Here is a 22,928-nt window from a genome sequence, read left to right as displayed (position 1 = left end):
GCCTCCCGTTTAACAAATCCTCGGCAGCGGTTCGTCGTGGGGTAAATCAAGCAGCCGGCTCACGCCGTATAACCCGCGCAGCCGCACCTGTTTATCGCCGGTTACCTCGCCAATGGCCGCGGCGTCGCGTCCCAGCGGATGGCGGCGCAGCGCCGCCAGCGCCGCCGGCTCCGCCTCGGGGCTCACCACCAGTACCAGTTTGCCTTCGTTGGCGAAATTCAGCGCTTCCAGCCCCAGCAGTTCGCATAAACCGCGTACCAGGGTTTTCACCGGCAGCGCCGCCTCATCGATGCTCATACCGCAGCCGCTGCCGCGGGTGAATTCATGCAGGATGGCGGCGACGCCGCCGCGGGTGGCGTCGCGCAGGGTCCGTACGCCGGGAATATCGCGCAGAGGGGCGATCAGCGGGGCCAGCACCGCGCAGTCGCTGACCAGATCCGCTTCCATGCCGAGATTTTCCCGCAGATTAAGAATGGTGGCGCCGTGATCCCCCAGGGTGCCGCTGACCAGAATGCGATCCCCGGCGCGAATATGGGCGACGCTCCAATCCACCGCCGTGGGAATGACCCCCAGCCCCGCGGTATTGATAAACAGTTTGTCCACCGCGCCGTGAGGCACTACTTTGGTATCGCCGGTCACGATCTGGATGCCGGCGGCCCGGGCGGTGGCGGCCATGGAATCCACCACCCGCTGCAGGATCTCCAGCGGCAGGCCTTCTTCGAGTATAAATCCGCAGGAGAGCCAGCGCGGCGTGGCGCCGCTTACCGCCAGATCGTTAGCGGTGCCGCACACCGCCAGCTTGCCGATGTCGCCGCCGGGGAAAAACAGCGGATCGACCACATAGCTGTCGGTGGTGAACGCCAGCCGATCCCCCGACCGGCTGAGTTCGCTTATCGGCAGGCGGGCCTGGTCTTCACCGGTGCTAAGCAGCGGGTTGTCAAAAGCATTGATAAACACCCCGCCGATCAGCGCCTGCATGGCGCCGCCGCCGTTGCCGTGCGCCAGCGTAATCCGTTTGTTCATGCCTCACTCCGACGATATTGATACCAGGCGGCGCACGCGCCTTCTGAAGAAACCATCAGCGCGCCGAACGCATTTTCCGGCGTGCATACATTGCCAAACAGCGGACAGTCCGCCGGCTTGCAGCGCCCGGTCAGCACCGCGCCGCAGCGCGCGCGGGGGTCGTCCGCCACCGGGTGCTGCGTGGGATTAAAGCGCCGTTCCGCGTCGAAGGCCAGCCAGTCCGGGCGCAGGCGCACGCAGGAGTCGTCAATCACCCCCAGGCCGCGCCACTCGCTGGCGCCTTCGGTAATAAACACCTCGTCCATGGCGCGCTGCGCCAGGTTATTGCCCTGCTGCGGCACCACGCGGCGATACTGGTTTTCCACCGCGCAGCGTCCGTCGGCATACTGCTCGATAAGCATTAACAGCCCCTGCAGAATATCGCCCGGCTCAAAGCCGGTGACCACCACCGGTTTACGGCAGACGTCGCTGATATAAGCAAAGGGCTGCTCGCCAATCACCATGCTGACGTGGCCCGGCGCGATAAAGCCGTCGATGCGCACATCCGGCTGCGCCAGCAGGCTCTTGAGGGTCGGCATCAGGGTAATGTGCTGGCAAAACAGGAAGAAATTTTCCACCCCGTCGGCGCGCGCCTGTTGCAGGGTGATCGCGCTGGCGGGCATGGTGGTTTCAAACCCGATGCCGAAAAACACCACCTGCCGATCGGGATGCTGTTTGGCGATGGCCAGTGCATCGAGGGGCGACCAGACCATGCGCACGTCGGCCCCTTGCTGGCGGGCGGTGAGCAGCGACCCGTTGCGCCCGGGCACGCGCATGGCGTCGCCGAAGGTGCAAAAAATCACTTCCGGGCGCAGGGCGATTTCCAGGCAGGCGTCAATCCGGCCGGCCGGCAGCACGCACACCGGGCAGCCGGGACCATGAATAAATTCCAGGGCCGGCGGCAGCAGTTTATCGAGTCCGAATTTAAAGATGGCGTGGGTATGGCCGCCGCAGACTTCCATCACTTGCAGCGGATGTTCGGCGGTAAATGCCGTCTGCGCCATGCGCTGCGCGATGCGGGCCACCAGCGCCTTAACCAGCTCGGGCTGGCGGTATTCGTCAACGAACCGCATGCTCGCCTCCGCGCATAAAATAGCCGACGTCCGGCTCCACCTCGCCCATCTGGCGCAGGGCGTCTAGCGTTTCCCTGGCTTCCCCCTCGTCCAGCAGGCTCATGGCGAATCCCACATGTACCAATACCCACTGGCCCGGCAGCGCCGCCATGGCGGCATCGTCGGCGCAGACCAGCCGGACGTTGACCCGCCGTTTGACGCCGCATACGTCTACCCAGGCGTTGCCCGGGGCGGTTTCATCCAGCGCGATAACCTGGCCGGGAATGCCTATGCACATGTTATTTCTCCAGCCCGCTCTACCAGGCGTCACTCGTTTTGCCGCGCGGGGCGGCGTTCAGCAGCCGCGCTGCTCCGCCAGCCAGCTTATCCAGGCGTCCATACCCTCGCCGGTGGTGGCGGATACCAATAGCACCGCTATGGCCGGATTGACCTGGCGGGCGTTGGCGATACAGGCGTCGACATTAAAATGCACCCACGGCAATAAATCCGTCTTGTTCAGGATCATTAAACCGGCGGCGGCGAACATATGAGGGTATTTCAGCGGCTTGTCTTCGCCTTCGGTGACCGACAGCACCACCACTTTATGACGCTCGCCGAGATCAAAACCGGCTGGACAGACCAGATTGCCGACATTTTCGATAAACAGCAGGCTATTGTCCGGCAGCGCCAGCCGGTGGGCGGCGTCATGGATCATTTGCGCATCGAGGTGGCAGCCTTTGCCGGTATTCACCTGAATGGCCGGGGCGCCGGTGGCGCGGATGCGCTCGGCGTCATTGGTGGTTTGCTGATCGCCTTCAATCACCGCGCAGCTTATTTGGTCTTTCAGCCGGAGCAGCGTTTCGGTCAACAGCGTGGTTTTACCCGAACCGGGGCTGGAGACCAGATTGAGCGCCAGAATATTTTGCTCCAGGAAATGCTGCCGGTTATGGGCCGCCAGACGGTTGTTTTTATCCAGCACATCGATTTCGATTTCCACCATGCGGCGCTGGGTAAGGCCAGGGGCATGAGTGCCCGCCTCGCCGTGGCCGTAATGCAGATCGCCCCGGGCATCCGCGCTGGGGGCGAAGGCTTCGGGACCCCCGGACGACGGCCTGTCGCCCTGCTCCGCGTCCCGCCGGGGTCCGGGGGCCGCCTGGGTGACCGGGCCATAATAATAGTGGTTATGGACATGCACATCGCCGTGATAGTGATTGACCACCTGCGCCGGCTCGGCGCCGCTGCCCGGCAAACGGATAGTGCGCGGCGCCCGGACGGCGCCAGCGTGCTGATGGGCAAAAACGGGGTCGCCGTTATGGGGATGGACATGGGGATGATCGTGATGATGATCGTCATGGGCATGATGATGTTCGTCGCCCTCGATATGGCGCTCGCCGTCGGCGCAACCGCAGGTACTGCACATGAAAAATCTCCTCGCTTAACGGTATATCAAATGACCCGGCGCCGAGAAATCAGGCCACTTCCAGTCGTTTGATTTGAATATTGTCATGGGCGTCGGTTTGCAGCGCGCGGCCGCCGCACAGCGGACAAACCAGAATCGGCGCGTCGGGCAAGGTGACTCGCTGCCGGCAATCGTTACACCAGGCCTGCGCCGGCTGCTGCTCCAGGTGCAGTTGGCACCCCTGCGCCAGCGTACCGCGGCAAACCAGGTCAAAACAAAAGTGCAGCGACTCCGCCTCCACGCAGGAAAACGCGCCGATGGACAGCCAGACGCCGGTCACGCGCCGGGCGCCGTTCAACCGCGCCTGCTGTTCCAGGATCTCAAGCGTGTTTTGCGCCAGGGTCAATTCGTGCATGGCAATGCATGCATAGGCAATTTGTTCATAAATAAAATTCGTTCATAATCATAAATAGCACCGCCCAATACTCCGCCAGTTGGCGGCGGTTGTCATGCGCCATGGTCCCGCTTTGTGCCAGACCTCATACAAAACCGCCATCGCGCGCGTTGCTTACCGGCTACCTGCCAATCTATAAACCTATGCAAAACCGATGCCACCGCCAAACCGCCGTCCGCGGCAGCCCAGCATAAAAATCCACACCGATTTAATAATATAAATCAATAAATTAACTAAACCCATTGTTATCACCCTTGCGCTGGCGTCCGTTCCAACACGTCGTCATTTATGACGAAGGGCGGTCGGCTTCCCCGATCGACACTTATGACGATATGCCCTATCGGCGGCCCCCCGGCCGCGAGGGCGGCGGACGCCAGCCCGCGGCCGGCGGCGCCCCGCGGCTATAACCACACTAGTGGCATGGAATATGCTTTAGTCGCCAGCAACATTTCAGCATGCAGCCTGACCGTCATCCGTTTCTCCTGGAGGAGAAGGTTATGAACCGCTTTGTTATCGCGGAGCCACAGCTTTGTATTGGATGCAATACCTGTATGGCCGCCTGTACCCAGGTGCATAAGGCCGTGGGGTTGCAGTCGCATCCCAGACTGTCCGTAACGCGCACCGACAAATATACCGCGCCGTTGCTCTGCCGCCATTGTGAAGATGCGCCCTGCGCCCGCGTCTGTCCGGTAAACGCCATTACCCACGGCTCCGACGCTATCGTACTGAATGAAAGCCTGTGCATCGGCTGCAAGCTATGCGGGCTGGCGTGCCCGTTCGGCGCCATTACGCCGTCCGGCAGTACGCCGGTGAATATACCTTCCCTATTCACCCATTTTATTCCTTCGCAGCAATTGACGGACGTGCCCGAAAGCCCGCAGAACATGAACCCTTTCCTGGCCTGGAACGCCGGCGTCAGGAGCGTGGCGGTGAAGTGCGATCTGTGTGATTTCCTGCCCGGCGGCCCGCAATGCGTACGGGTGTGCCCCACCGATGCGCTGGTGCTGGTAGAAGACGGCGCCGTGGAACAGGCCAGCCGCAATCGGCGCCTGTACGCGGCGCGCTTTCTGTCGGCCGACCTGGATGTGTCTTCTCATATCCCGCCGGCGGCTTCATCCACCACGCCACCGGAGCAGGAGTAACTATGGGTGCCTTTCAATTACTCGGCGGTTCGCTTGGGCTGTATGTTATCGGCGGCCTGCTATCCCTGCTGCTGGCGCGCCGGGAACCACTGGCGATTTGGGTTGCCGGCCTGACGGCCATGGCCGGCGGCATTCTCGGGCTGCTGGCCGCGGCGCCGGTCTTGCTGAGCGGCGAGACGCTGGCCTACACCGCCGCCGGTCCGTTCCCGTTTGCCGCCTTCAGCGTGCGCCTGGACGGCCTGGCGGCCTTTATGGTGCTGGTGATTTCGCTGCTGGTGACCATTTGCGCCCTCTATTCCATCGCCTATGTGCGGGAATATATCGGCCGGGGCGCGGCGGCGATAGGGTTCTTTATGAATCTGTTCATCGCCTCGATGGTGACCCTGGTGGTCATGGATAACGCCTTCTGGTTTATCATTTTCTTCGAAATGATGTCGCTGGCATCGTGGTTCCTGGTGATTGCCGATCAGGATGAAGAATCGGTGGACGCCGGCCTGCTGTACTTTTTTATCGCCCATGCCGGTTCGGTGCTGATCATGGTGGCGTTCTTCCTGATGTGGCGCCAAAGCGGCAGCCTGGAGTTCGCTTCGTTCCGCGCCCTGTCGCTGTCGCCGGCCGGCGCGTCGGCGGTGTTCCTGCTGGCGTTCTTCGGATTCGGCGCCAAGGCGGGCATGCTGCCGCTGCACAGCTGGCTGCCGCGCGCGCATCCCGCCGCGCCGTCCCACGCCTCGGCGCTGATGTCGGGGGTGATGGTCAAGATCGGCATCTTCGGCATTATCAAGGTAGGCATCGACCTGCTGGGCGCCAGCCAATTGTGGTGGGGTATTCTGGTGCTGGCCTTCGGCGCGGTGTCGTCGGTGCTCGGGGTGCTGTACGCCCTGGCGGAACACGATATCAAACGGCTGCTGGCCTGGCATACCGTGGAAAACATCGGCATCATTTTGATGGGCGTAGGTGTGGGCATGGTCGGCATCGCCGCCCACCATCCGGTGCTGGCCGCCCTGGGCCTGCTCGGCGCGCTCTACCATCTGCTCAACCATGCGGTGTTCAAGGGCCTGCTGTTTCTCGGCGCCGGAGCGATTATCTGGCGCGTGCATACCCGCGATATGGAAAAGATGGGCGGACTGGGCCGGCTGATGCCGTTCACCGCCCTGGCGTTTCTTATCGGCTGTATGGCCATCTCCGCATTGCCGCCGCTCAATGGCTTCGTCAGCGAGTGGTACACCTACCAATCCCTATTCACCATGAGCCACGACGGCAGCTTTATCATGCGCCTGAGCGGCCCGGTGGCGATTGTGATGCTGGCGATTACCGGCGCGCTGGCGGCCATGTGCTTTGTCAAAGTGTACGGCATTAGCTTCTGCGGCGCGGCCCGCAGCGAAAAGGCCGCCCAGGCGCGCGAAGTGCCCTGGCAGATGACCGTGGCCATGGCGCTGCTGGCGCTGCTGTGCGTCGTGCTCGGCGCGGGCGCGTCGTGGGTGGCGCCGGTGCTGGCCAACGTGGCCGCCGGCCTGAGCCATACCCATGATTTCACCGTCGTCCAGGGCGCGCTGCTGGTGCCGCAGCAGGCCGGCCAGGCCATGCTGTCGCCGCTGATGATATTTATCCTGCTGCTGGCCCTGCCGCTGATCCCCCTGGCGATTTACCTGCTGCGCAAAGGCGGACAGCCGGGCTATCGCCGCCGCGGCGATCCCTGGGCCTGCGGTTATGGCTGGGAGCCGCTGATGGCCATGTCGGCCGGCGGCTTTACCCAGCCGCTGCGCGTGATGTTCGCCGTCCTTTACCGGCTGCGCCGCCAGCTCGACCCCTCCCCCGCGTTGCGCCGGGCGCTGGAGCGCACCACGCAGGGCGCCGGCCGGGTAGAGCCGTTCTGGGATGACAGTATTATCAACCCATTGGTACGTATCACCCAGCGTTTAGGGGTGCAGGTCCAGGTATTGCAGGGCGGGGATTTTAGGATCTACTGCCTGTACGTGGTCGCTGCGCTGGTCATCCTGCTGCTAGCCACCGCCCTCTGAGGAGAGAGACCATGTTGATACAACCGTTGCCGTCGCTGACCATGGGGCTGTTCGCGCTGGCGCAGGCATTACTGCTGCTGGCGATAACCCCGCTGCTCACCGGCCTCTCCCGCCAGATCCGCGCCCGCATGCACTCCCGGCGCGGGCCGGGCCTGTGGCAGGATTATCGCGATATCGCCAAGCTGCTTAAACGCCAGGAAGTGGCGCCCGAGCAGGCCGGGCCGGTCTTTCGCGTCATGCCCTACATGCTGCTGGGCAGCATGCTGCTGGTCTCCATGACCCTGCCGGTCTTTACCCGGCTATCGCCGTTCGGCGCGGCGGGGGATTTGATCGCGCTGCTGTATCTGTTCGCGCTGTTCCGCTTTTTCTTTTCGCTGGCCGGGCTGGATACCGGCAGCACCTTCGCCGGCATCGGCGCCAGCCGCGAGCTGACGCTGGGCGTACTGGTGGAGCCTACGCTGATCCTGGCGCTGCTGGTGGTGGCGCTGATTACCGGCTCCACCAACATCGGCACCATCAGCGCCACCCTGTCGGTAAGCTGGATTTCCCCCACCGCCACCCTGCTGGCCCTGCTGGCCTGCGGTTTCGCCACCTTTATCGAAATGGGCAAGATCCCGTTTGACGTAGCGGAAGCGGAACAGGAGCTACAGGAAGGGCCGCTCACGGAATACAGCGGTTCCGGCCTGGCGCTGGTGAAATGGGGCATCGGCCTGAAACAGGTGGTAATGGCCGAGCTGTTCCTGGCGGTATTTATTCCTTTCGGCAAAGTAACCGAACTGACCGCGCCCTCGCTGCTGTGGGCGCTGGCGGCCACCGTCGTCAAGCTGGTCGTGGTATTTACCCTCGCCTCCCTATTGGAAAATAGCCTGGCGCGCGGGCGCTTTTTATTAATCCCCCGCGTGACCTGGCTGGGGTTCGGCGTCGCCGCGCTGTCCTTTGTTTTTTACCTCACCGGACTTTAAGGAGCCAGGAAATTCATTATGGAGAATATAGCCCTTGCGACTGTTCTGGTCCCGTTCGTCGGCGCGCTGCTGACCGCCTGCCTGCCCCAACGGATGGCGAAATGGCTCTGCACCCTGTTCGCGCTGCTGGCCACCCTTGGCACGCTGCTGCTGGCGCAGGCGTTTTTCAGCGGCGGTAAAGTCGCTACCACCTATACCCTGTTGCAGTATGGCGACGCGGCCCTGATCGGCATCACCATCGACCGCATCAGCACCCTGATCGTATTTGCGGTGGTGTTCCTCGGACTGCTGGTCAGCCTGTATTCCACCGGTTATCTCACCACCGGCAACCGCGAGCATCCCCACGAAGGCACCAATCGGTACTACGCCTTCCTGCTGGTATTCATCGGCGCCATGGCGGGGCTGGTGCTGTCTTCCACCCTGCTTGGCCAATTGCTGTTTTTCGAAATCACCGGCGGCTGTTCGTGGGGGCTGATCGGCTATTACAACACGCCAAAAGCCCAGCGGTCCGCCATGAAAGCGCTGCTGATCACCCACTTTGCGTCCATCGGGCTCTACCTGGCGGCGGCCACGCTGTTTATCACCACCGGCACCTTCGCCCTGAGCGCCCTGGGCCAGTTGCACGGCAGCGCCGCGCTGGTGGTGTTCGGCGGCATTCTGGTGGCGGCCTGGGGCAAGTCCGCCCAGTTGCCGCTGCAAGCGTGGCTGCCGGACGCCATGGAGGCGCCGACCCCGGTCAGCGCCTACCTGCATGCGGCGTCCATGGTCAAGGTGGGCGTCTATATCTTTGCCCGCGCCATCCTGTCGGCGGGGGACGTGCCGCATATTATCGGCTGGGTCGGCATGATCATGGCGGTGGCCACCATGATTTACGGCTTCCTGATGTATCTGCCGCAAAAAGATATGAAACGGCTGCTGGCCTGGTCCACCATCACCCAACTGGCCTATATCTTTTTTGCCCTGTCGCTGGCGATCTTCGGTTCCAAAGAAGCCTTTACCGCCGGTATTGCCTACATCTTTAACCACGCCTTCGCCAAGAGCCTGTTTTTCCTGGTGGCCGGCGCGTTCAGCTACAGCTGCGGCACCCGCATGCTACCGTGCCTGAAAGGGGTTATCACCAAAATGCCGCTGCTGGGCATCGGTTTTTGCGTGGCGGCGCTGGCCATTACCGGCGTGCCGCCGTTTAACGGCTTTTTCAGCAAGTTCCCGATTTTCGCCGCCGGTTTCGCCCTGTCGCGCCAGTACTGGGTGCTGACGCCGCTGATGATCCTGGTGCTGATTGAGTCCGTCGCCAGCTTCGCCTGGCTGCTTTACTGGTTCGGACGGGTGGTGCCAGGCAAGCCCAGCGAGGCGGTGGCGCAGGCCGCCCCGGTCCCGCTGGCCATGCGCGCGGTGCTGGTGGTCCTGATAGTCATGTCGCTGTGCTCCAGCTTTATTGCCGTCGCCTGGCTTGGATAAGGAAGATGAGTATGACCGGATCTCTGATTGTCAATAATCTCGCGGGGCTGCTGATTGTCACCTCGCTGCTGGTGATCGCCGCCAAACGGCCCGCCACTTCGGCTTGGCTGTACGCCCTGCAATCCCTGGTACTGGTGCTGATTTTTCTCACCCTGGCCAACACGCTGCAGGCGCAACAGCTTTACCTGTGGGCGATCAGCGCCTTTGCCACCAAGGTGGTGCTGGTGCCGCTCATTATGTTCCGGGCGTTTCGCAAGCTCGACGATCCCCGGGCCGACGGCGGCATTATCAGCCCGCCGCTGCTGATACTGGCGGCGGCGGCCATTATCGTACTGTGTTATTTCATCGTCGGCCCGGTGCGTTTGCCGATGGTGGCTGAACTCAAGCCGGCGCTGGCGGTCTCGCTCGGCCACTTCCTGATTGGGCTGCTGTGCATCGTTACCCAGCGCAATATTCTCAAGCAGGCCTTCGGGTATTGCCTGATGGAAAACGGCGCTCACTTGACGCTGGCGCTGCTCGCCAATCGGGCGCCGGAATTGGTGGAGGTCGGTATCGCCACCGATGCCATCTTCGCGGTAATCGTCATGGCGGTGCTGGCGCGCAAGATTTTTTACACGCTCAACACGCTGGATGTTAAACAACTGACGGCGCTGAAGGGATGAATGACATGACTAACTCGCAACTCCTGTTCGCCCTGCTGGCAACGCCCCTTGCCACCTCGCTGCTGGCCTTCGCCAGCCTGGCGTTGGGTAACAGCGCGCGCCGGGCGACGACGTTTTTCCATACCCTGGGCGTAACGGTGATGCTGGTCTTGTCCCTGGCCATGGTGTATCGCGCCATGGATGCGGGCACCATCACCGTCGCCCATAACTGGCTGTATCTCGACGGGCTGACCCTGCCCTTCCTGCTGGTAATCGGCGTGCTGGGCTTTATTACCGGACTCTACTCGCTGGGGTATATGCGCAACGAAGTGGATCACGGCGAAATCACCGTGCCGACGCTGTGCGTCTACTATGGTTTTTTCCATCTGTTCCTGTTCACCATGCTGCTGGCGGTCACCAGCAATAACCTGATTATGATGTGGGTGTCCATCGAAGCCACGACCCTGAGCTCCACTTTCCTGGTGGGATTATACGGCCAGCGCTCTTCGCTGGAAGCCGCCTGGAAGTACATGATCATTTGTACGGTAGGGGTGGCGTTCGGCCTGTTCGGCACGGTGCTGGTGTATGCCAATGCCGCCAGCGTCATGGCCGATCCCGGCAACGCCATTTTCTGGACCTCGGTGATGGCCAACGCCGCCCGGCTGGACCCGACCCTGATGCATCTGGCATTTATTTTCGTGCTGATCGGGTTTGGCACCAAAAGCGGTCTGTTCCCCATGCACGCCTGGCTGCCGGACGCCCACAGCGAGGCGCCCAGCCCCACCAGCGCCCTGCTGTCGGCGGTATTGCTGAAATGCGCGCTGCTGGTGATCCTGCGTTATTACATCCTGATCAACCGCAGCATCGGCAATCAATTTACCCAGCCTTTATTCTTGATTTTCGGCTTTATGTCGGTGGCCGTGGCGGCCTTTTTCATTATTTCCCAACATGATATCAAACGAAAACTGGCCTATCACAGCGTGCAAAATATGGGGCTGATTGCGGTGGGCATCGGTTTCGGCGGCCCCATCGGCGTGCTGGCGGCACTGCTGCACGTCATCAACCACAGTCTGGCCAAGGGGCTGCTGTTCTGCGTCTCGGGCAATATCCTGCTGAAATACGGCACCCGCGATATGAACGCGGTCAAGGGCATGATCAAGGTGATGCCGGTGAGCGCCATGCTGCTGGCCGGCGGCGCGCTGGGCCTGGGCGGTATTCCGCCGTTCAACGTATTTATTTCCGAATTCCTGGTGGTGACCGCCGGCATCCAGGCCCGCCATATCGTGCTGGCGGTGGTGCTGTTGCTGATCCTGACCATCGTGCTCAGCGGCCTGGTCAGATTGGTGACCGCCACGGTGTTTGGCGATGCGCCTAAAGAGATCGCCCGGGGCGAACTGGGATTAATGACCATACTGCCCACCTCCGCTCTGCTGGTGATGATGCTGGTCATGGGCATCTATATCCCCAAACCGGTGGTGACCCTGCTGGAATCCGCGACGCGCATCGTGCTCGACCTGCCCGCCGGCTCGACCCAACCCATTTTGCATTTACCGTGGCAGGCGCGGGCGGCCGTTAACGACGGCCAGCCCGCCGTGGCGGCACCTGTGAACCTCCCTACCCCGTCAGGAGAAGTAAAGTGACTCACGAAACATCCGTTACCGACGCTCGATACAGCGGTGAGAAGCTGGGTGCGACCTATGTTGCCAACCTGCGCCAAAAATTTCCTGCCGCGATCCTTGATGACGCCTGGCAAACCCGCGACCAAATCACCGTTACGGTAAAGGTCAACGCCCTGCCGGAAATCGTGGAATATTTATATTACGATCAGGGGGGCTGGCTATCGGTCCTGTTCGGCAATGACGAGCGCACCCTGTGCGGTGATTACGCCGTGTATTACGTGCTGTCCATGGAACAAGGCGAGAAGTGCTGGGTGATAGTCAAGGCGCTGGTGAGCGCCATTACCCTGGAGTTCCCGTCGGTGACGCCGCGCGTGCCGGCGGCGGTCTGGGGCGAGCGCGAAATTCGCGATATGTACGGCCTGATCCCGGTGGGCCTGCCCGACGAGCGCCGCCTGGTGCTGCCCGATGACTGGCCGGAAGACCTCTATCCGCTGCGTAAAGACAGCATGGATTACCGCCAGCGCCCGACGCCGACCACCGAAACCGAAACCTATCCCTTCGAGAACGCCGCCGCCGGCGAGACCCGCGTGGTGCCCATCGGCCCCCTGCACATTACCTCGGATGAACCGGGCCACTTCCGCCTGTTTGTGGACGGCGAGCAGATCGTCGACGCCGACTACCGCCTGTTTTACGTGCATCGCGGCATGGAGAAACTGGCGGAAACCCGTATGGGTTATAACGAAGTCACCTTCCTGTCCGACCGGGTGTGCGGTATCTGCGGTTTTACCCACAGCGTGGCCTATACCAACTCGGTGGAAAACGCCCTGGGCATTATCGTGCCGCCGCGCGCCCACGCCATTCGCAGCATCCTGCTGGAAGTGGAGCGCCTGCACAGCCATCTGCTGAATATCGGCCTTTCCAGCCATTTTGTCGGCTTTGATACCGGTTTTATGCAGTTCTTCCGGGTGCGGGAAAAAGCCATGACCATGGCGGAGCTGCTGACCGGCGCGCGTAAAACCTACGGCATGAACCTGATAGGCGGCATCCGCCGCGACATCCTCAAAGAGCAGCGGCTTAAAACGCTGCTGCTGGTGGCGGAAATGCGCGCCGACTTCGTGCAACTGGTGGATATGCTGCTCAGTACGCCGAATATGGCCCAGCGCACCCAGGGCATCGGCCGGCTTGACCCGAAGGTCGCGCGCGATTTCAGCCCGGTGGGGCCGATGATCCGCGCCAGCGGCTTTAAACGCGATCTGCGTTTCGATCATCCCTACGCCAACTACGCCAACCTGCCGAAAACGCTGTTTACCCTGGACGGTTGCGACGTCTATTCGCGGGTAATGGTGCGGGTCAAAGAGGTGCTGGATTCGCTGGCGATGATCGAATTCGGGCTGGATAACCTGCCCGGCGGACCGCTGCTTACCGAAGGCTTTACCTACCAGCCGCATAAATTCGCCCTGGGCTTTTCCGAGGCGCCGCGCGGCGAAGACGTGCACTGGAGCATGCTGGGCGATAACCAGAAGCTGTTCCGCTGGCGCTGCCGCGCCGCCACCTACGCCAATTGGCCGGTGCTGCGCTATATGCTGCGCGGCAATAATATTTCCGATGCGCCGCTGATTATCGGCAGCCTCGATCCCTGCTACTCCTGTACCGATCGCGTGACGCTGGTGGATATCAACAAGCGCAAGGCCAAGACCGTGCCTTATCAAGAGCTGGAACGCTACGGCATTGAACGCACCCATTCGCCGCTTAAGTAGAGGGTTGAACCATGTTCAAACTGTTTAAAACCATTCTGAACGCCGGCGAGCCAACGGTGAAGTACCCGTTCAAGCCGCTGGAGGTGATGCCGGGATTCCGCGGCAAGCCGGAGTATGACCCTACGCAGTGTATCGCCTGCGCCGCCTGCACCAGCGTATGCCCAGCCAACGCCCTGACCATGGAAACCGATCTGGCCGGCGGCGAGCGGCGCTGGCAGCTATTTCTCGGGCGCTGCATTTTTTGCGGCCGCTGCGAGGAGATCTGCCCGACCCGCGCCATCGTGCTGTCGGAACAGTTCGAGATGGCGGTGACGCAAAAAGCGGATCTGTATGTGACCGCCACCTTTACCTTGCAGGCGTGCCGGGTTTGCCATCAACCCTTCACCGCAAAAAAATCCATTGATTACACCATGGCGCTACTGGCGCATTCCGGCCTGGACGCCGGGGCGGTGGAAGCGCTGCGCCCGCAGTTCGAAACCTGTCCGGACTGTAAGCGCCGGCAAAACCTCCAGAGCAATCGCGACCTGCGCTTACAGCACGACTCGGGGAGAGATAACCAATGAGCCAGCACGATATCCCGTTAAAACATCACATCAGCATACCCGTCGTGCCCGATGAACCCACGCTGGCGCTGAAAAAGACCCTGCTTAAGAACATCAAGCGCTCGGCCTATGTCTACCGGGTGGACTGCGGCGGCTGCAATGGCTGTGAAATCGAGATTTTCGCCGCCATTACCCCGCTGTTCGATGCGGAGCGTTTCGGTATCAAGGTGGTCGCCTCGCCGCGCCATGCGGATATCCTGCTGTTCACCGGCGCGGTGACGCGCGCCATGCGGGTGCCGGCCCTGCACGCTTATGCTTCCGCGCCCGACCCGAAAATCTGTATTTCCTACGGGGCCTGCGGCTGCGGCGGCGGTATTTTCCACGATCTGTACTGCGTATGGAGCGGCAGCGAAAGCATCGTGCCGATTGATGTCTGGATCCCCGGCTGTCCGCCGACGCCCGCCGCCACCCTCTACGGTTTCGCGGTGGCGCTCGGTCTGCTCGACCAGAAACTCAAGGGCGAAGTCCATACCGAACAGCCGGACGAGCACGCGGCGCTGCTGTTGCCCGACGTGCCGCTGCACACCCGGGTACTGATCGAGCGCGAGGCCCGGCTGCTGGCCGGCTATCGCGAGGGGCGCAAAATCAGCGATACGCTGCTGTCCCTGCTGGCGGGCGCCACGCCGCAAACCCTGGCGCAGCGCGTGGCCGAATGGCTCAAGCGCGCCGACGATCCGCGCCTGCGGGAAATTGTCGAACGGCTGGTACTGACCCTGGACAGCGAGGCGCATCATGGCTGACGTCTATTTCTGGTCGCTGCGCCAGAAGTTCCTCGATAGCGACGAGGACATGCCCGCCCAGGCCAAGCAAGTGATGTACTACTCGCTGGCCATCGGCCACCATGTCGGGGTGATCGACTGCCTGAACAAAGAATTCATCTGTCCGCTGGACCAGTTCCAGCAGTGGATCGCCTTACTGCCCGAGGGCGAAGCCCGGCGCAAGATGCACGGTTTGCTCACCTTCGGCGAAATCGTCATCGACAGCACCCATACCGATCTGCTGGCCAACGCCTTTGCGCCCCTAAGCGCTACCCAGCCGGAACCGTTTAATACCTGGAGCACCCAATTAATCAAATTGCTGGCGGAAATCACCCGCGAGCCGGCCATTTACCTGATTGTACGGAGAGTGTTATGAGCCGGACGCGGACCCTCGGCGATGGCGCCGAGGGCCTGCCGGTCGGCGGCGGGGCGGCGGACCTGGATAACCCGCCGGCGGCGCAAGATGCGCGCCCCGCCGTCGATGACCCGCAGGGCGGCGACGTGGTGCTTACCGTAGGCAACAGCATGATGGGCGACGACGGCGCCGGTCCGCTGCTGGCGGACATCATGACCCGCCGGCCGGTGGCGGGCTGGACCGTAATCAACGGCGGCTCCGCGCCGGAAAACGTGGTTCACCGGGTGCGCGCCCTGCGCCCGCGCCGCGTAGTGGTGGTGGATGCCGCCGATATGTCCCTCGCCCCGGGGGAAATCCGGCTTATCGACCCGCGGGATATCGCCGGCATGTTTATCATGAGCACCCATAATCTTCCCCTGAGCTTTGTGATCGATCAATTATCCGCCGACGTCGCCGAGGTATGGTTTGTCGGTATCCAGCCCGATCTGGTGGCGTTTTATTACCCCATGACCGAACGGGTGACGGCGGCGGTCAATATCGTCTACCAGCGGCTGGCGAACTGGCGCGGCGACGGGGGCTTCCCCCGGCTGGCCGGTGACGATGGCGCGCGCTGACGGCGGGCGGGTGACGATCCGGCATGGTGTCGTCATTTATGTCGACGCCATGGCCGCGGCCCCACGTCACCGCCGGTGTCTATTCCTCTCACGGGCGGCCGCTTCAACCGCCGCGGCGGCATAACGGGCCGCCATGCCGGCGATCGCGGCGGATTTACCGCCTTTAATCACATAATTAAAAAAAATGCCGGTATGGCGCAAACTGGCATAAACCCTGCTTTATATAAGGGTATAATACCGCCGAGGTTGGCGGCCGAGAAAACAACGACAGTCGGAACCGCGAGGAGAAATGAATGAACCGGTTCGTTATTGCTGATCCACAAAAATGTATTGGCTGCTTTACCTGTGAAATAGCCTGCGTAATGGCCCATAACGGCAACCTGCCCGGCGCGCTTAATCACGAAAACTTTCTGCCGCGGCTCAAAGTGGTGAAAGAATGGAACATCAGTACGCCGGTGCTCTGCCGCCAGTGTGAAGATGCACCCTGCGCCAACGCCTGCCCGAACGGCGCCATTATCCACGCGGCGGATTCCATACAGGTGTTGCAGGAAAAATGCATCGGCTGCAAAACCTGCGCCGTCGCCTGCCCGTATGGCGCGATGGATATCGTGACGCGCCATATTTATGACGATCGCAATCCCATGGCGGGACACGGCATCAAGGCGGAAGCGCAGAAATGCGATTTGTGCGCGGGACGGGCCGAAGGCCAGGCCTGCGTTAACGTTTGTCCCACCGACGCGCTGGTGCTGATGACCCATGAAAGCGTCGAAATGATGAAACTGAAAAAACGGCAGCGGGCCGCGTTGGAAGGCTTCAGCGCCATCCTGTCATGACCGCTTATTATATTAATCTTTGGATTATCAGTAAAAAATCCTCCACAAGGGGTATGGCATAATGCATAAAGCACTTACCGTATGTCCGTACTGCGGCTCCGGCTGCAAGATCAATTTATTGGTTGAAAACGGTAATGTCGTGGGCGCCGAAGGGGCCGACGGCGTCACCAACCAGGGCCAGTTGTGCCTGAAAGGTTATTACGGCTGGGATTTTCTCAATGACACCCGCCTGCTGACCCCGCGGCTGCGCAGCCCGATGATCCGCCGTGAAAAAGGCGGCAATCTGGAAGAGGTCTCCTGGGACGAGGCGATTGAATATACCAGTTCCCGCCTGCGCGATATCAAGCAAAAATATGGCGCCAAGTCCATAATGCATACCGGTTCTTCCCGCGGCACCGGCAATGAAACCAATTACGTCATGCAAAAATTCGCCCGCGCGGTCACCGGCAACAATAACGTCGACTGTTGCGCCCGCGTCTGCCACGGCCCGTCGGTCTCGGGTTTGCAGGTCACCCTCGGCAACGGCGCCATGAGCAACTCCATTTGCGAAATTGAAGATACCAAATGCCTGCTGGTGTTCGGTTATAACGCGGCGGACTCGCACCCCATCGTGGCCCGGCGCATTGTAAAAGCCAAGCAAAAAGGGGCCAAGGTCATCGTCTGCGACCCGCGGCGCATTGAAACCGCCCGCCTGGCCGACCTGTGGCTGCCGCTGAAAAACGGCTCCAACATGGCGCTGGTCAACGCGTTCGCCAATGTCCTGATCGCCGAAGGCCTGTACGACGCCGATTACGTGGCGCGCCATACCGAAGGCTTTGACGAATACAAGGCCATTGTCGCCAAATACACCCCGGAATACGTGGAAGAAATCACCGGCCTGCCGGCCCAGCAAATCCGCGAAGCCATGCGCATGTACGCCGCCGCGCCCACCGCCACCATTTTATGGGGCATGGGGGTGACGCAGTGGGGCCAGGCGGTGGATGTGGTTAAAGGCCTGTCGGGCCTGGCGCTGCTCACCGGCAACCTCGGCAAACCCAACGTCGGCGTCGGCCCGGTCCGCGGCCAGAATAACGTACAGGGGGCCTGCGACATGGGCGCCTTGCCGAATATGTTCCCCGGCTACCAGCCGGTGGCCGACCCGGCGGCGCGCGAAAAATTCGCCCGCGCCTGGGGCGTGGAATCCCTGGACCCGGAACCCGGCTTTACCCTGACGGACGTGCCGCATAAAATCCTGAGCGGCGAAATCAGGGCCAACTACGTGATGGGCGAAGATCCGCTGCAAACCGAGCCGGATCTCTCGGTGATGCGCCAGGCGTTCAAACAGCTCGACCTGCTGATCGTGCAGGACATCTTTATGACCAAAACCGCATCCGAAGCCGATGTGATTTTGCCCTCCACCTCGTGGGGCGAACATGAAGGGGTCTACACCGCGGCGGATCGCGGCTTCCAGCACTTTGAAAAAGCCATCGAACCGAAGTTCAACGTCAAGACGGACTGGCAAATTATCAGCCTGCTGGCCACCGCCCTCGGCTATCCGATGCACTATAACAATACCAAAGAAATCTGGGACGAACTGCGCGGCCTCTGCCCGCTGTACGCCGGCGCCACCTACGAAAAACTGGCCGGATACGGCTATATCCCGTGGCCCTGCACCGAAGAAAGCAGCCCGGGCACCCCGTGGCTCTATGAAGGCGATAAGTTTGACCGTCCGGGCGGCAAAGGATTGCTGTTCGCCGCCGAATGGCGCGCGCCGATGGATCTGGTGGACGGCGACTTCCCGCTGGTGCTCTGTACCGTACGTGAAGTGGGCCACTACTCCTGCCGCTCGATGACCGGCAACTGCACCGCCCTGGCCACCCTGGCCGACGAACCGGGTTATGTGCAGATCAACCCCAAAGACGCCGAACTGCTGGGCATCCGCGACCAGCAATTGGTATGGGTCACCTCGCGCCGCGGCAAAGTCATCACCCGCGCCTCGGTAAGCGAGCGCATCAACCTCGGGGCGGTCTATATGACCTACCAATGGTGGATCGGCGCCTGCAACGAACTGACCATCGATCACCTCGATCCGATCTCCAAAACCCCGGAATACAAATATTGCGCGGTTAAACTGGAGGCCATCGTCGACCAACGCTGGGCGGAAAGCTACGTACAAACCGAATACAGCCAACTCAAAGCGCGCCTGAGAAACGCGGTGGATGACGCCATCACCCCCGCCTGATAACTCCCGCACACCAACGGCCGGTAAAATACCGGCCTTTTTTTTACCCGCCGCCCGCCCATGCCGCGTCGTTTCAAGCACCTTAACCGCTGGAACGGCGCCCATGCCAAACGGCGGGGAACCGTGCCGTGGGGGCTGAGGCGGCCATTTCCCTGGCCGTCCGAACACCTCCTGGCGCGGTAAACCCGCCGCCCGCCCATGCCGCGCCGTTTCAAGCACCTTAACCGCTGGAACGGCGCCCATGCCAGGCGGCGGGGAACCGTGCCGTGGGGGCTGAGGCGGCCATTTCCCTGGCCGCCCGAACACCTCCTGGCGCGGTAAACCCGCCGCCCGCCCATGCCGCGCCGTTTCAAGCACCTTAACCGCTGGAACGGCGCCCATGCCAGGCGGCGGGGAACCGTGCCGTGGGGGTTGAGGCGGCCATTTCCCTGGCCGCCCGAACACCTCCTGGCGCGGTAAACCCGCCGCCCGCCCATGCCGCGCCGTTTCAAGCACCTTAACCGCTGGAACGGCGCCCATGCCAAACGGCGGGGAACCGTGCCGTGGGGGCTGAGGCGGCCATTTCCCTGGCCGCCCGAACACCTCCTGGCGCGGTAAACCCGCCGCCCGCCGGGCTCACACCGATCCGCGCTTAACGAACCGGGGGCCGGTAACCTACCGGCCCCCTCCCCCTCACCATTCCTGGGGCGAAATCCCCAACCGCTGCATCCGCGATAGCAACGTCGTACGCTTCACCCCCAGCTTCATCGCCGCGCCGCGCGGCCCCGCCACAATCCCGTTAGCCTCGCGCAGCGCCTGGATAATCCGCTGACGCTCGGCCTCATCATTTTCCGGCGGCGACGCCTCGGGCTTTTTCCTCGCCTGGGGCGCGGGGGACGGCGCGGCCGGGGGCAGCGCCGCATGCTGCAACTCATCCAACTGCAAATTAAGCGTGGTCCCGCGCGTCAAGATCACCGCCCGCTCTATCACATTCTCCAGCTCGCGCACATTGCCCGGCCAGGGAAACTGACTAAGCCGGCGCAACGTATCAACGGGAATACTGTCAATCGTCCGATTCATGCGCCGGGCAATCTTCTGGGTAAAAAACTTGGCCAGCAGCGGAATATCCTCCGGCCGCTCGCGCAGCGGCGGGATAAAGATCGGAAACACATTCAGCCGATAATACAAATCGCTGCGGTACTCCCGATCCGCCACCATATGCTTCAAATCGCGATTGGTGGCGGCGATCAGCCGCACATTGACCGGGATCACCTTGCTGCCGCCCAGCCGCTCTATCTCGCGCTCCTGCAATACGCGCAGCAGCTTGGGCTGCAACTCCAGCGGCATATCCCCCACCTCATCCAAAAACAGCGTCCCCCCCTCCGCCAGCTCAAACCGCCCCTGGCGGGTCGTGGTGGCGCCGGTAAACGCCCCCTTCTCATGGCCGAACAAATCGCTTTCCAACAGACCGGACGGCACCGCGGCGCAGTTCATCTTTACCATGCGCTTGCCGCTGCGCGCGCTGTGATTATGGATGGCGCGGGCAATCAGCTCCTTGCCGGTACCGGTTTCACCCAAAATCAACACCGTACTGTCGCTGTCCGCCACCATCTCCACCTGCTCAAGCAGCGCGCTCATCGCCGCGCTTTGCCAGATAATTTCGCCAAAGCTGCCGCTATCGTGCATCTGCTCGTTCAGCCAGATATTTTCATGCTCTAAATTATCTTTCAGGCGCGTGATTTCGTCATAAGAACGGGCGTTGTCCACCGCAATGGCAATGCGCGCGCTGATTTGGCTCAGCAACCGCAAATTGGCCTCGCTGAACGTATCCATCTGGTGCTGCGCCAGTTTCAGGATGCCCAGCGACTTATGGCCAAACGCCAGCGGCAGCAGGCACAGCGTGCGCAACCCGGCATTATGCATATCCAGCAAATGCGGATCGTCGGCGATCGGCTGCGGCGAATCCTGCAAATCCACCAGTAGGGGCCGGGCCTCCGCCAGCACCCGGGCCGCCAGGACATTACCGGCCATGGGCACGCGTTTTTGCTCGCGCCGCATGGGTTGCCCGGGGCTATAGTGGGTTAAATAGGCGTTGAGATGCGCGTTATCGCCGCTGCCTTCGCACAGCGCCAGGCTGATATAATCAATGCCGAAAAAGCGGTGTATCTCCTTGGAGACTTCCGCCGCCAGCGCGTCCATATCCAGGCAGGAGAGCACCGAATTGGTGACATCCACCAGAATCCGGTGGTGATCGCGCTCATGGCGCAGCATATCGTTTTCGTTGCGCAAGGTCTCATTGGTCGCCAGATTTTCCAGCGCCAGCGCCAGCAGTTGCGCCAGACGACGTAAAAAAGACCGCTCGTCCCGGCTGTAATGATAGCCGTCGGCGCGGGTGAACCACACCTCGCCGAACCGGCGGCGGGGAGAAATAACCGGCAGCTCGCAGCGGCTATGATTTTCCGGCAATTCATCGGCGCTATTTTCCGGCACCGCCGTTACGCCCACGTCATCCCGGTCGCAGCGCAGATGTTTGCGCGGCAACGACAGCAGCAAATCGACGAATTGGCAAGGTACCGGCAACGGCAATAATGCGGACAAAATACCCTCCATATCTCGCTGGAAAAATATTTTTTGCGAGATCTGGATTAGCGCGTCCTGCCACTGCCCGTTAATTTCGGTATCATTCGACGTTTTTAGCATCAGGATTTTTTCATAGTCTTCATATTAATTCCTCAACGCATTTTAAAGCAGACCCGGCGGAAATAATATTCACCCTATTCATTAATTTGATCTGATGCGGCATTTCATTATGTCACCAAATCGCGATTTAGCCGCAGGTGATGACGGAAATCAATTCGTTATATATTCAAATATATAGCGATCATTCACCCCTGTCGCCCTGGTCCGTTTTCGACCGCAATGAAAATAATTCTCTTTCACATTATGCTATTTCCATACCTTCCAGATCTATCACAGCGCGGCGGAAATAACTTTACCCTCGATCAACGCTGGTACGGGAAATGCATTATTAATCCCGACAATGTCTTTGCTGTCCCTACCAAAACCAACCGAGCCGTAAATAACAAGCAGTTATTAAAAAAATAACCGGGAGTAATTATGAATATCGAAAATTCTTTTGATCTACGCCTCCCTGCGGAAATGGCCAAAATGGCCGAAGAGGCTGGCGTATATAAAACCACGAAAAAACCGGAAATTACCTTTTTTCTGGCCATGACCGCCGGCATGTTTATCTCCATCGCCTTTGCGTTTTATATTACCGTTACCGCCGGCCCCGGCCCTGCCGGCGGCCTGACCAAGCTGGTGGGCGGCCTGTGCTTTTCCCTCGGCCTGATCCTGGTGGTGGTCTGCGGCGCCGACCTGTTCACCTCCACGGTACTGACGGTAGTGGCCAAGGCCAGCGGCAGAATTACCTGGGGCCAGTTAGCCCTCAACTGGCTCAATGTTTATATCGGCAACCTGGTGGGCGCGCTGTTTTTTATGGCGCTGATTTGGTTTGCCGGCCAAACCATGGCCGGCAACGGGGGATGGGGCCTGAACGTCTTGCTGACCGCCGATCATAAACTGCATCACACCTTTATCGAGGCGGTGTGCCTGGGCATTCTGGCCAACCTGATGGTCTGCCTGGCGGTGTGGTTAAGCTACTCGGGCCATTCGCTCAGCGATAAAATTTTCGCCATGCTGCTGCCCATCGGCATGTTTGTCGCCAGCGGGTTTGAGCATAGTATTGCTAATATGTTCCTGATTCCCCTGGCGATTGTTATCCGTGATTTTGCATCGCCCGCCTTTTGGCAAGCGGTTCACCTCACGCCGGACCAATTTCCCGATCTCACGGTGGGGCATTTTATCGTGGATAATCTGATTCCGGTCACCATTGGCAATATTATCGGCGGCGGCCTGCTGGTGGGGTTAACCTATTGGGTGATTTATTTGCGTCCGGGGGATGTGCGCCACTAACCGGCAACCGGGAAGCGATATGCCGTG

The 22,928-nt window shown here is 61.0% G+C and carries 20 protein-coding genes; 14 read left to right on the top strand and 6 right to left on the bottom strand.

Features of this window, described 5'->3' with window-relative positions; translation table 11 throughout:
• Positions 1-9 precede the first annotated feature (9 nt).
• Genes hypE through hypA form a run of 5 tightly spaced genes read right to left on the bottom strand, consistent with a single transcriptional unit; the run spans position 10 to position 3,928 of the window.
• Entirely contained in the window at positions 10-1,023 is a 1,014-nt protein-coding gene (hypE, locus tag ACL2XP_RS04495; protein ID WP_413737364.1) for a hydrogenase expression/formation protein HypE, read from the bottom strand.
• On the bottom strand, positions 1,020-2,135 hold the full coding sequence (gene hypD / locus ACL2XP_RS04490; RefSeq protein ID WP_413737363.1) for a hydrogenase formation protein HypD: 1,116 nt from the start codon (positions 2,133-2,135) through the stop codon (positions 1,020-1,022). Before hypD ends, hypE begins: the two co-directional genes overlap by 4 nt.
• Complete coding sequence (gene hypC, locus ACL2XP_RS04485) at positions 2,122-2,412, bottom strand: HypC/HybG/HupF family hydrogenase formation chaperone (RefSeq protein WP_413737362.1); 291 nt, start codon at positions 2,410-2,412, stop codon at positions 2,122-2,124. Before hypC ends, hypD begins: the two co-directional genes overlap by 14 nt.
• A 57-nt stretch (positions 2,413-2,469) precedes the next feature.
• Positions 2,470-3,534: a hydrogenase nickel incorporation protein HypB gene (hypB, locus tag ACL2XP_RS04480; RefSeq protein ID WP_413737361.1), complete on the bottom strand. Its 1,065-nt coding sequence runs from the start codon at positions 3,532-3,534 to the stop codon at positions 2,470-2,472.
• A 49-nt stretch (positions 3,535-3,583) separates the two neighbouring features.
• A complete protein-coding gene (gene hypA / locus ACL2XP_RS04475; protein ID WP_413737360.1) occupies positions 3,584-3,928 on the bottom strand; it encodes a hydrogenase maturation nickel metallochaperone HypA in 345 nt (114 codons plus the stop codon).
• A 536-nt stretch (positions 3,929-4,464) separates the two neighbouring features.
• On the opposite strand from hypA, the gene ACL2XP_RS04470 reads away from it, so the two are divergent.
• From ACL2XP_RS04470 to fdhF, 13 genes are all read left to right on the top strand, one after another.
• Positions 4,465-5,109 (top strand): 4Fe-4S dicluster domain-containing protein, encoded by a 645-nt coding sequence (locus ACL2XP_RS04470; RefSeq protein ID WP_413737359.1) that lies wholly within the window; start codon positions 4,465-4,467, stop codon positions 5,107-5,109.
• Positions 5,110-5,111: 2 nt separating this feature from the next.
• Positions 5,112-7,127: a hydrogenase 4 subunit B gene (gene hyfB, locus ACL2XP_RS04465; protein ID WP_413737358.1), complete on the top strand. Its 2,016-nt coding sequence runs from the start codon at positions 5,112-5,114 to the stop codon at positions 7,125-7,127.
• An 11-nt stretch (positions 7,128-7,138) separates the two neighbouring features.
• Positions 7,139-8,089 (top strand): respiratory chain complex I subunit 1 family protein, encoded by a 951-nt coding sequence (locus tag ACL2XP_RS04460; RefSeq protein WP_413737357.1) that lies wholly within the window; start codon positions 7,139-7,141, stop codon positions 8,087-8,089.
• A gap of 18 nt (positions 8,090-8,107) precedes the next feature.
• On the top strand, positions 8,108-9,547 hold the full coding sequence (locus ACL2XP_RS04455; protein WP_413737356.1) for a hydrogenase 4 subunit D: 1,440 nt from the start codon (positions 8,108-8,110) through the stop codon (positions 9,545-9,547).
• A gap of 11 nt (positions 9,548-9,558) precedes the next feature.
• The gene (gene hyfE, locus ACL2XP_RS04450; protein WP_413737355.1) at positions 9,559-10,209 is read left to right on the top strand and encodes a hydrogenase 4 membrane subunit; all 651 of its coding nucleotides are present in this window, start codon (positions 9,559-9,561) and stop codon (positions 10,207-10,209) included.
• A gap of 5 nt (positions 10,210-10,214) precedes the next feature.
• Positions 10,215-11,828: a hydrogenase 4 subunit F gene (locus tag ACL2XP_RS04445; RefSeq protein WP_413737354.1), complete on the top strand. Its 1,614-nt coding sequence runs from the start codon at positions 10,215-10,217 to the stop codon at positions 11,826-11,828.
• A complete protein-coding gene (locus ACL2XP_RS04440) occupies positions 11,825-13,564 on the top strand; it encodes an NADH-quinone oxidoreductase subunit C (RefSeq protein WP_413737353.1) in 1,740 nt (579 codons plus the stop codon). Before ACL2XP_RS04445 ends, ACL2XP_RS04440 begins: the two co-directional genes overlap by 4 nt.
• 11 nt (positions 13,565-13,575) lie before the next feature.
• Entirely contained in the window at positions 13,576-14,127 is a 552-nt protein-coding gene (hyfH, locus tag ACL2XP_RS04435) for a hydrogenase 4 subunit H (RefSeq protein ID WP_413737352.1), read from the top strand.
• Complete coding sequence (locus ACL2XP_RS04430; RefSeq protein WP_413737351.1) at positions 14,124-14,906, top strand: NADH-quinone oxidoreductase subunit B family protein; 783 nt, start codon at positions 14,124-14,126, stop codon at positions 14,904-14,906. The genes hyfH and ACL2XP_RS04430 overlap by 4 nt, the downstream gene beginning before the upstream one ends.
• Positions 14,899-15,300 (top strand): formate hydrogenlyase maturation HycH family protein, encoded by a 402-nt coding sequence (locus ACL2XP_RS04425; RefSeq protein ID WP_413737350.1) that lies wholly within the window; start codon positions 14,899-14,901, stop codon positions 15,298-15,300. Before ACL2XP_RS04430 ends, ACL2XP_RS04425 begins: the two co-directional genes overlap by 8 nt.
• A gap of 149 nt (positions 15,301-15,449) precedes the next feature.
• Positions 15,450-15,893 (top strand): hydrogenase maturation peptidase HycI, encoded by a 444-nt coding sequence (hycI, locus tag ACL2XP_RS04420; protein WP_413739082.1) that lies wholly within the window; start codon positions 15,450-15,452, stop codon positions 15,891-15,893.
• A gap of 293 nt (positions 15,894-16,186) precedes the next feature.
• Positions 16,187-16,726: a 4Fe-4S dicluster domain-containing protein gene (locus tag ACL2XP_RS04415; RefSeq protein ID WP_413737349.1), complete on the top strand. Its 540-nt coding sequence runs from the start codon at positions 16,187-16,189 to the stop codon at positions 16,724-16,726.
• A gap of 61 nt (positions 16,727-16,787) precedes the next feature.
• Complete coding sequence (fdhF, locus tag ACL2XP_RS04410; RefSeq protein ID WP_413737348.1) at positions 16,788-18,947, top strand: formate dehydrogenase subunit alpha; 2,160 nt, start codon at positions 16,788-16,790, stop codon at positions 18,945-18,947.
• 672 nt (positions 18,948-19,619) lie between these two features.
• Here the strand turns inward: fdhF and ACL2XP_RS04405 are convergent.
• Positions 19,620-21,626: a sigma 54-interacting transcriptional regulator gene (locus ACL2XP_RS04405; RefSeq protein WP_413737347.1), complete on the bottom strand. Its 2,007-nt coding sequence runs from the start codon at positions 21,624-21,626 to the stop codon at positions 19,620-19,622.
• 417 nt (positions 21,627-22,043) lie between these two features.
• Between ACL2XP_RS04405 and focA the strand changes: the two genes are divergently transcribed.
• Entirely contained in the window at positions 22,044-22,901 is an 858-nt protein-coding gene (focA, locus tag ACL2XP_RS04400; RefSeq protein ID WP_413737346.1) for a formate transporter FocA, read from the top strand.
• The last annotated feature ends 27 nt before the right edge of the window (positions 22,902-22,928 follow it).

It is taken from the genome of Sodalis sp. RH21 (assembly GCF_047324175.1).
Taxonomy (GTDB): domain Bacteria; phylum Pseudomonadota; class Gammaproteobacteria; order Enterobacterales; family Enterobacteriaceae; genus Acerihabitans.
The sequence above is the reverse complement of the archived record's forward strand: the minus strand, read 5'-3'. Positions and strand labels throughout refer to the sequence as shown.

Bases quoted from the DNA above. Each gene is read 5' to 3' on its own strand.
- fdhF (WP_413737348.1), top strand. From the start codon at position 16,788: ATGCATAAAGCACTTACCGTATGTCCGTACTGCGGCTCCGGCTGCAAG.
- ACL2XP_RS04405 (WP_413737347.1), bottom strand. From the start codon at position 21,626: ATGCTAAAAACGTCGAATGATACCGAAATTAACGGGCAGTGGCAGGAC.
- focA (WP_413737346.1), top strand. From the start codon at position 22,044: ATGAATATCGAAAATTCTTTTGATCTACGCCTCCCTGCGGAAATGGCC.
- ACL2XP_RS04470 (WP_413737359.1), top strand. From the start codon at position 4,465: ATGAACCGCTTTGTTATCGCGGAGCCACAGCTTTGTATTGGATGCAAT.
- ACL2XP_RS04455 (WP_413737356.1), top strand. From the start codon at position 8,108: ATGGAGAATATAGCCCTTGCGACTGTTCTGGTCCCGTTCGTCGGCGCG.
- hypC (WP_413737362.1), bottom strand. From the start codon at position 2,412: ATGTGCATAGGCATTCCCGGCCAGGTTATCGCGCTGGATGAAACCGCC.
- hypA (WP_413737360.1), bottom strand. From the start codon at position 3,928: ATGCACGAATTGACCCTGGCGCAAAACACGCTTGAGATCCTGGAACAG.
- hypB (WP_413737361.1), bottom strand. From the start codon at position 3,534: ATGTGCAGTACCTGCGGTTGCGCCGACGGCGAGCGCCATATCGAGGGC.
- ACL2XP_RS04445 (WP_413737354.1), top strand. From the start codon at position 10,215: ATGACTAACTCGCAACTCCTGTTCGCCCTGCTGGCAACGCCCCTTGCC.
- ACL2XP_RS04430 (WP_413737351.1), top strand. From the start codon at position 14,124: ATGAGCCAGCACGATATCCCGTTAAAACATCACATCAGCATACCCGTC.
- hyfH (WP_413737352.1), top strand. From the start codon at position 13,576: ATGTTCAAACTGTTTAAAACCATTCTGAACGCCGGCGAGCCAACGGTG.
- hypE (WP_413737364.1), bottom strand. From the start codon at position 1,023: ATGAACAAACGGATTACGCTGGCGCACGGCAACGGCGGCGGCGCCATG.
- hycI (WP_413739082.1), top strand. From the start codon at position 15,450: ATGATGGGCGACGACGGCGCCGGTCCGCTGCTGGCGGACATCATGACC.
- hyfB (WP_413737358.1), top strand. From the start codon at position 5,112: ATGGGTGCCTTTCAATTACTCGGCGGTTCGCTTGGGCTGTATGTTATC.
- ACL2XP_RS04460 (WP_413737357.1), top strand. From the start codon at position 7,139: ATGTTGATACAACCGTTGCCGTCGCTGACCATGGGGCTGTTCGCGCTG.
- ACL2XP_RS04425 (WP_413737350.1), top strand. From the start codon at position 14,899: ATGGCTGACGTCTATTTCTGGTCGCTGCGCCAGAAGTTCCTCGATAGC.
- hyfE (WP_413737355.1), top strand. From the start codon at position 9,559: ATGACCGGATCTCTGATTGTCAATAATCTCGCGGGGCTGCTGATTGTC.
- ACL2XP_RS04415 (WP_413737349.1), top strand. From the start codon at position 16,187: ATGAACCGGTTCGTTATTGCTGATCCACAAAAATGTATTGGCTGCTTT.
- hypD (WP_413737363.1), bottom strand. From the start codon at position 2,135: ATGCGGTTCGTTGACGAATACCGCCAGCCCGAGCTGGTTAAGGCGCTG.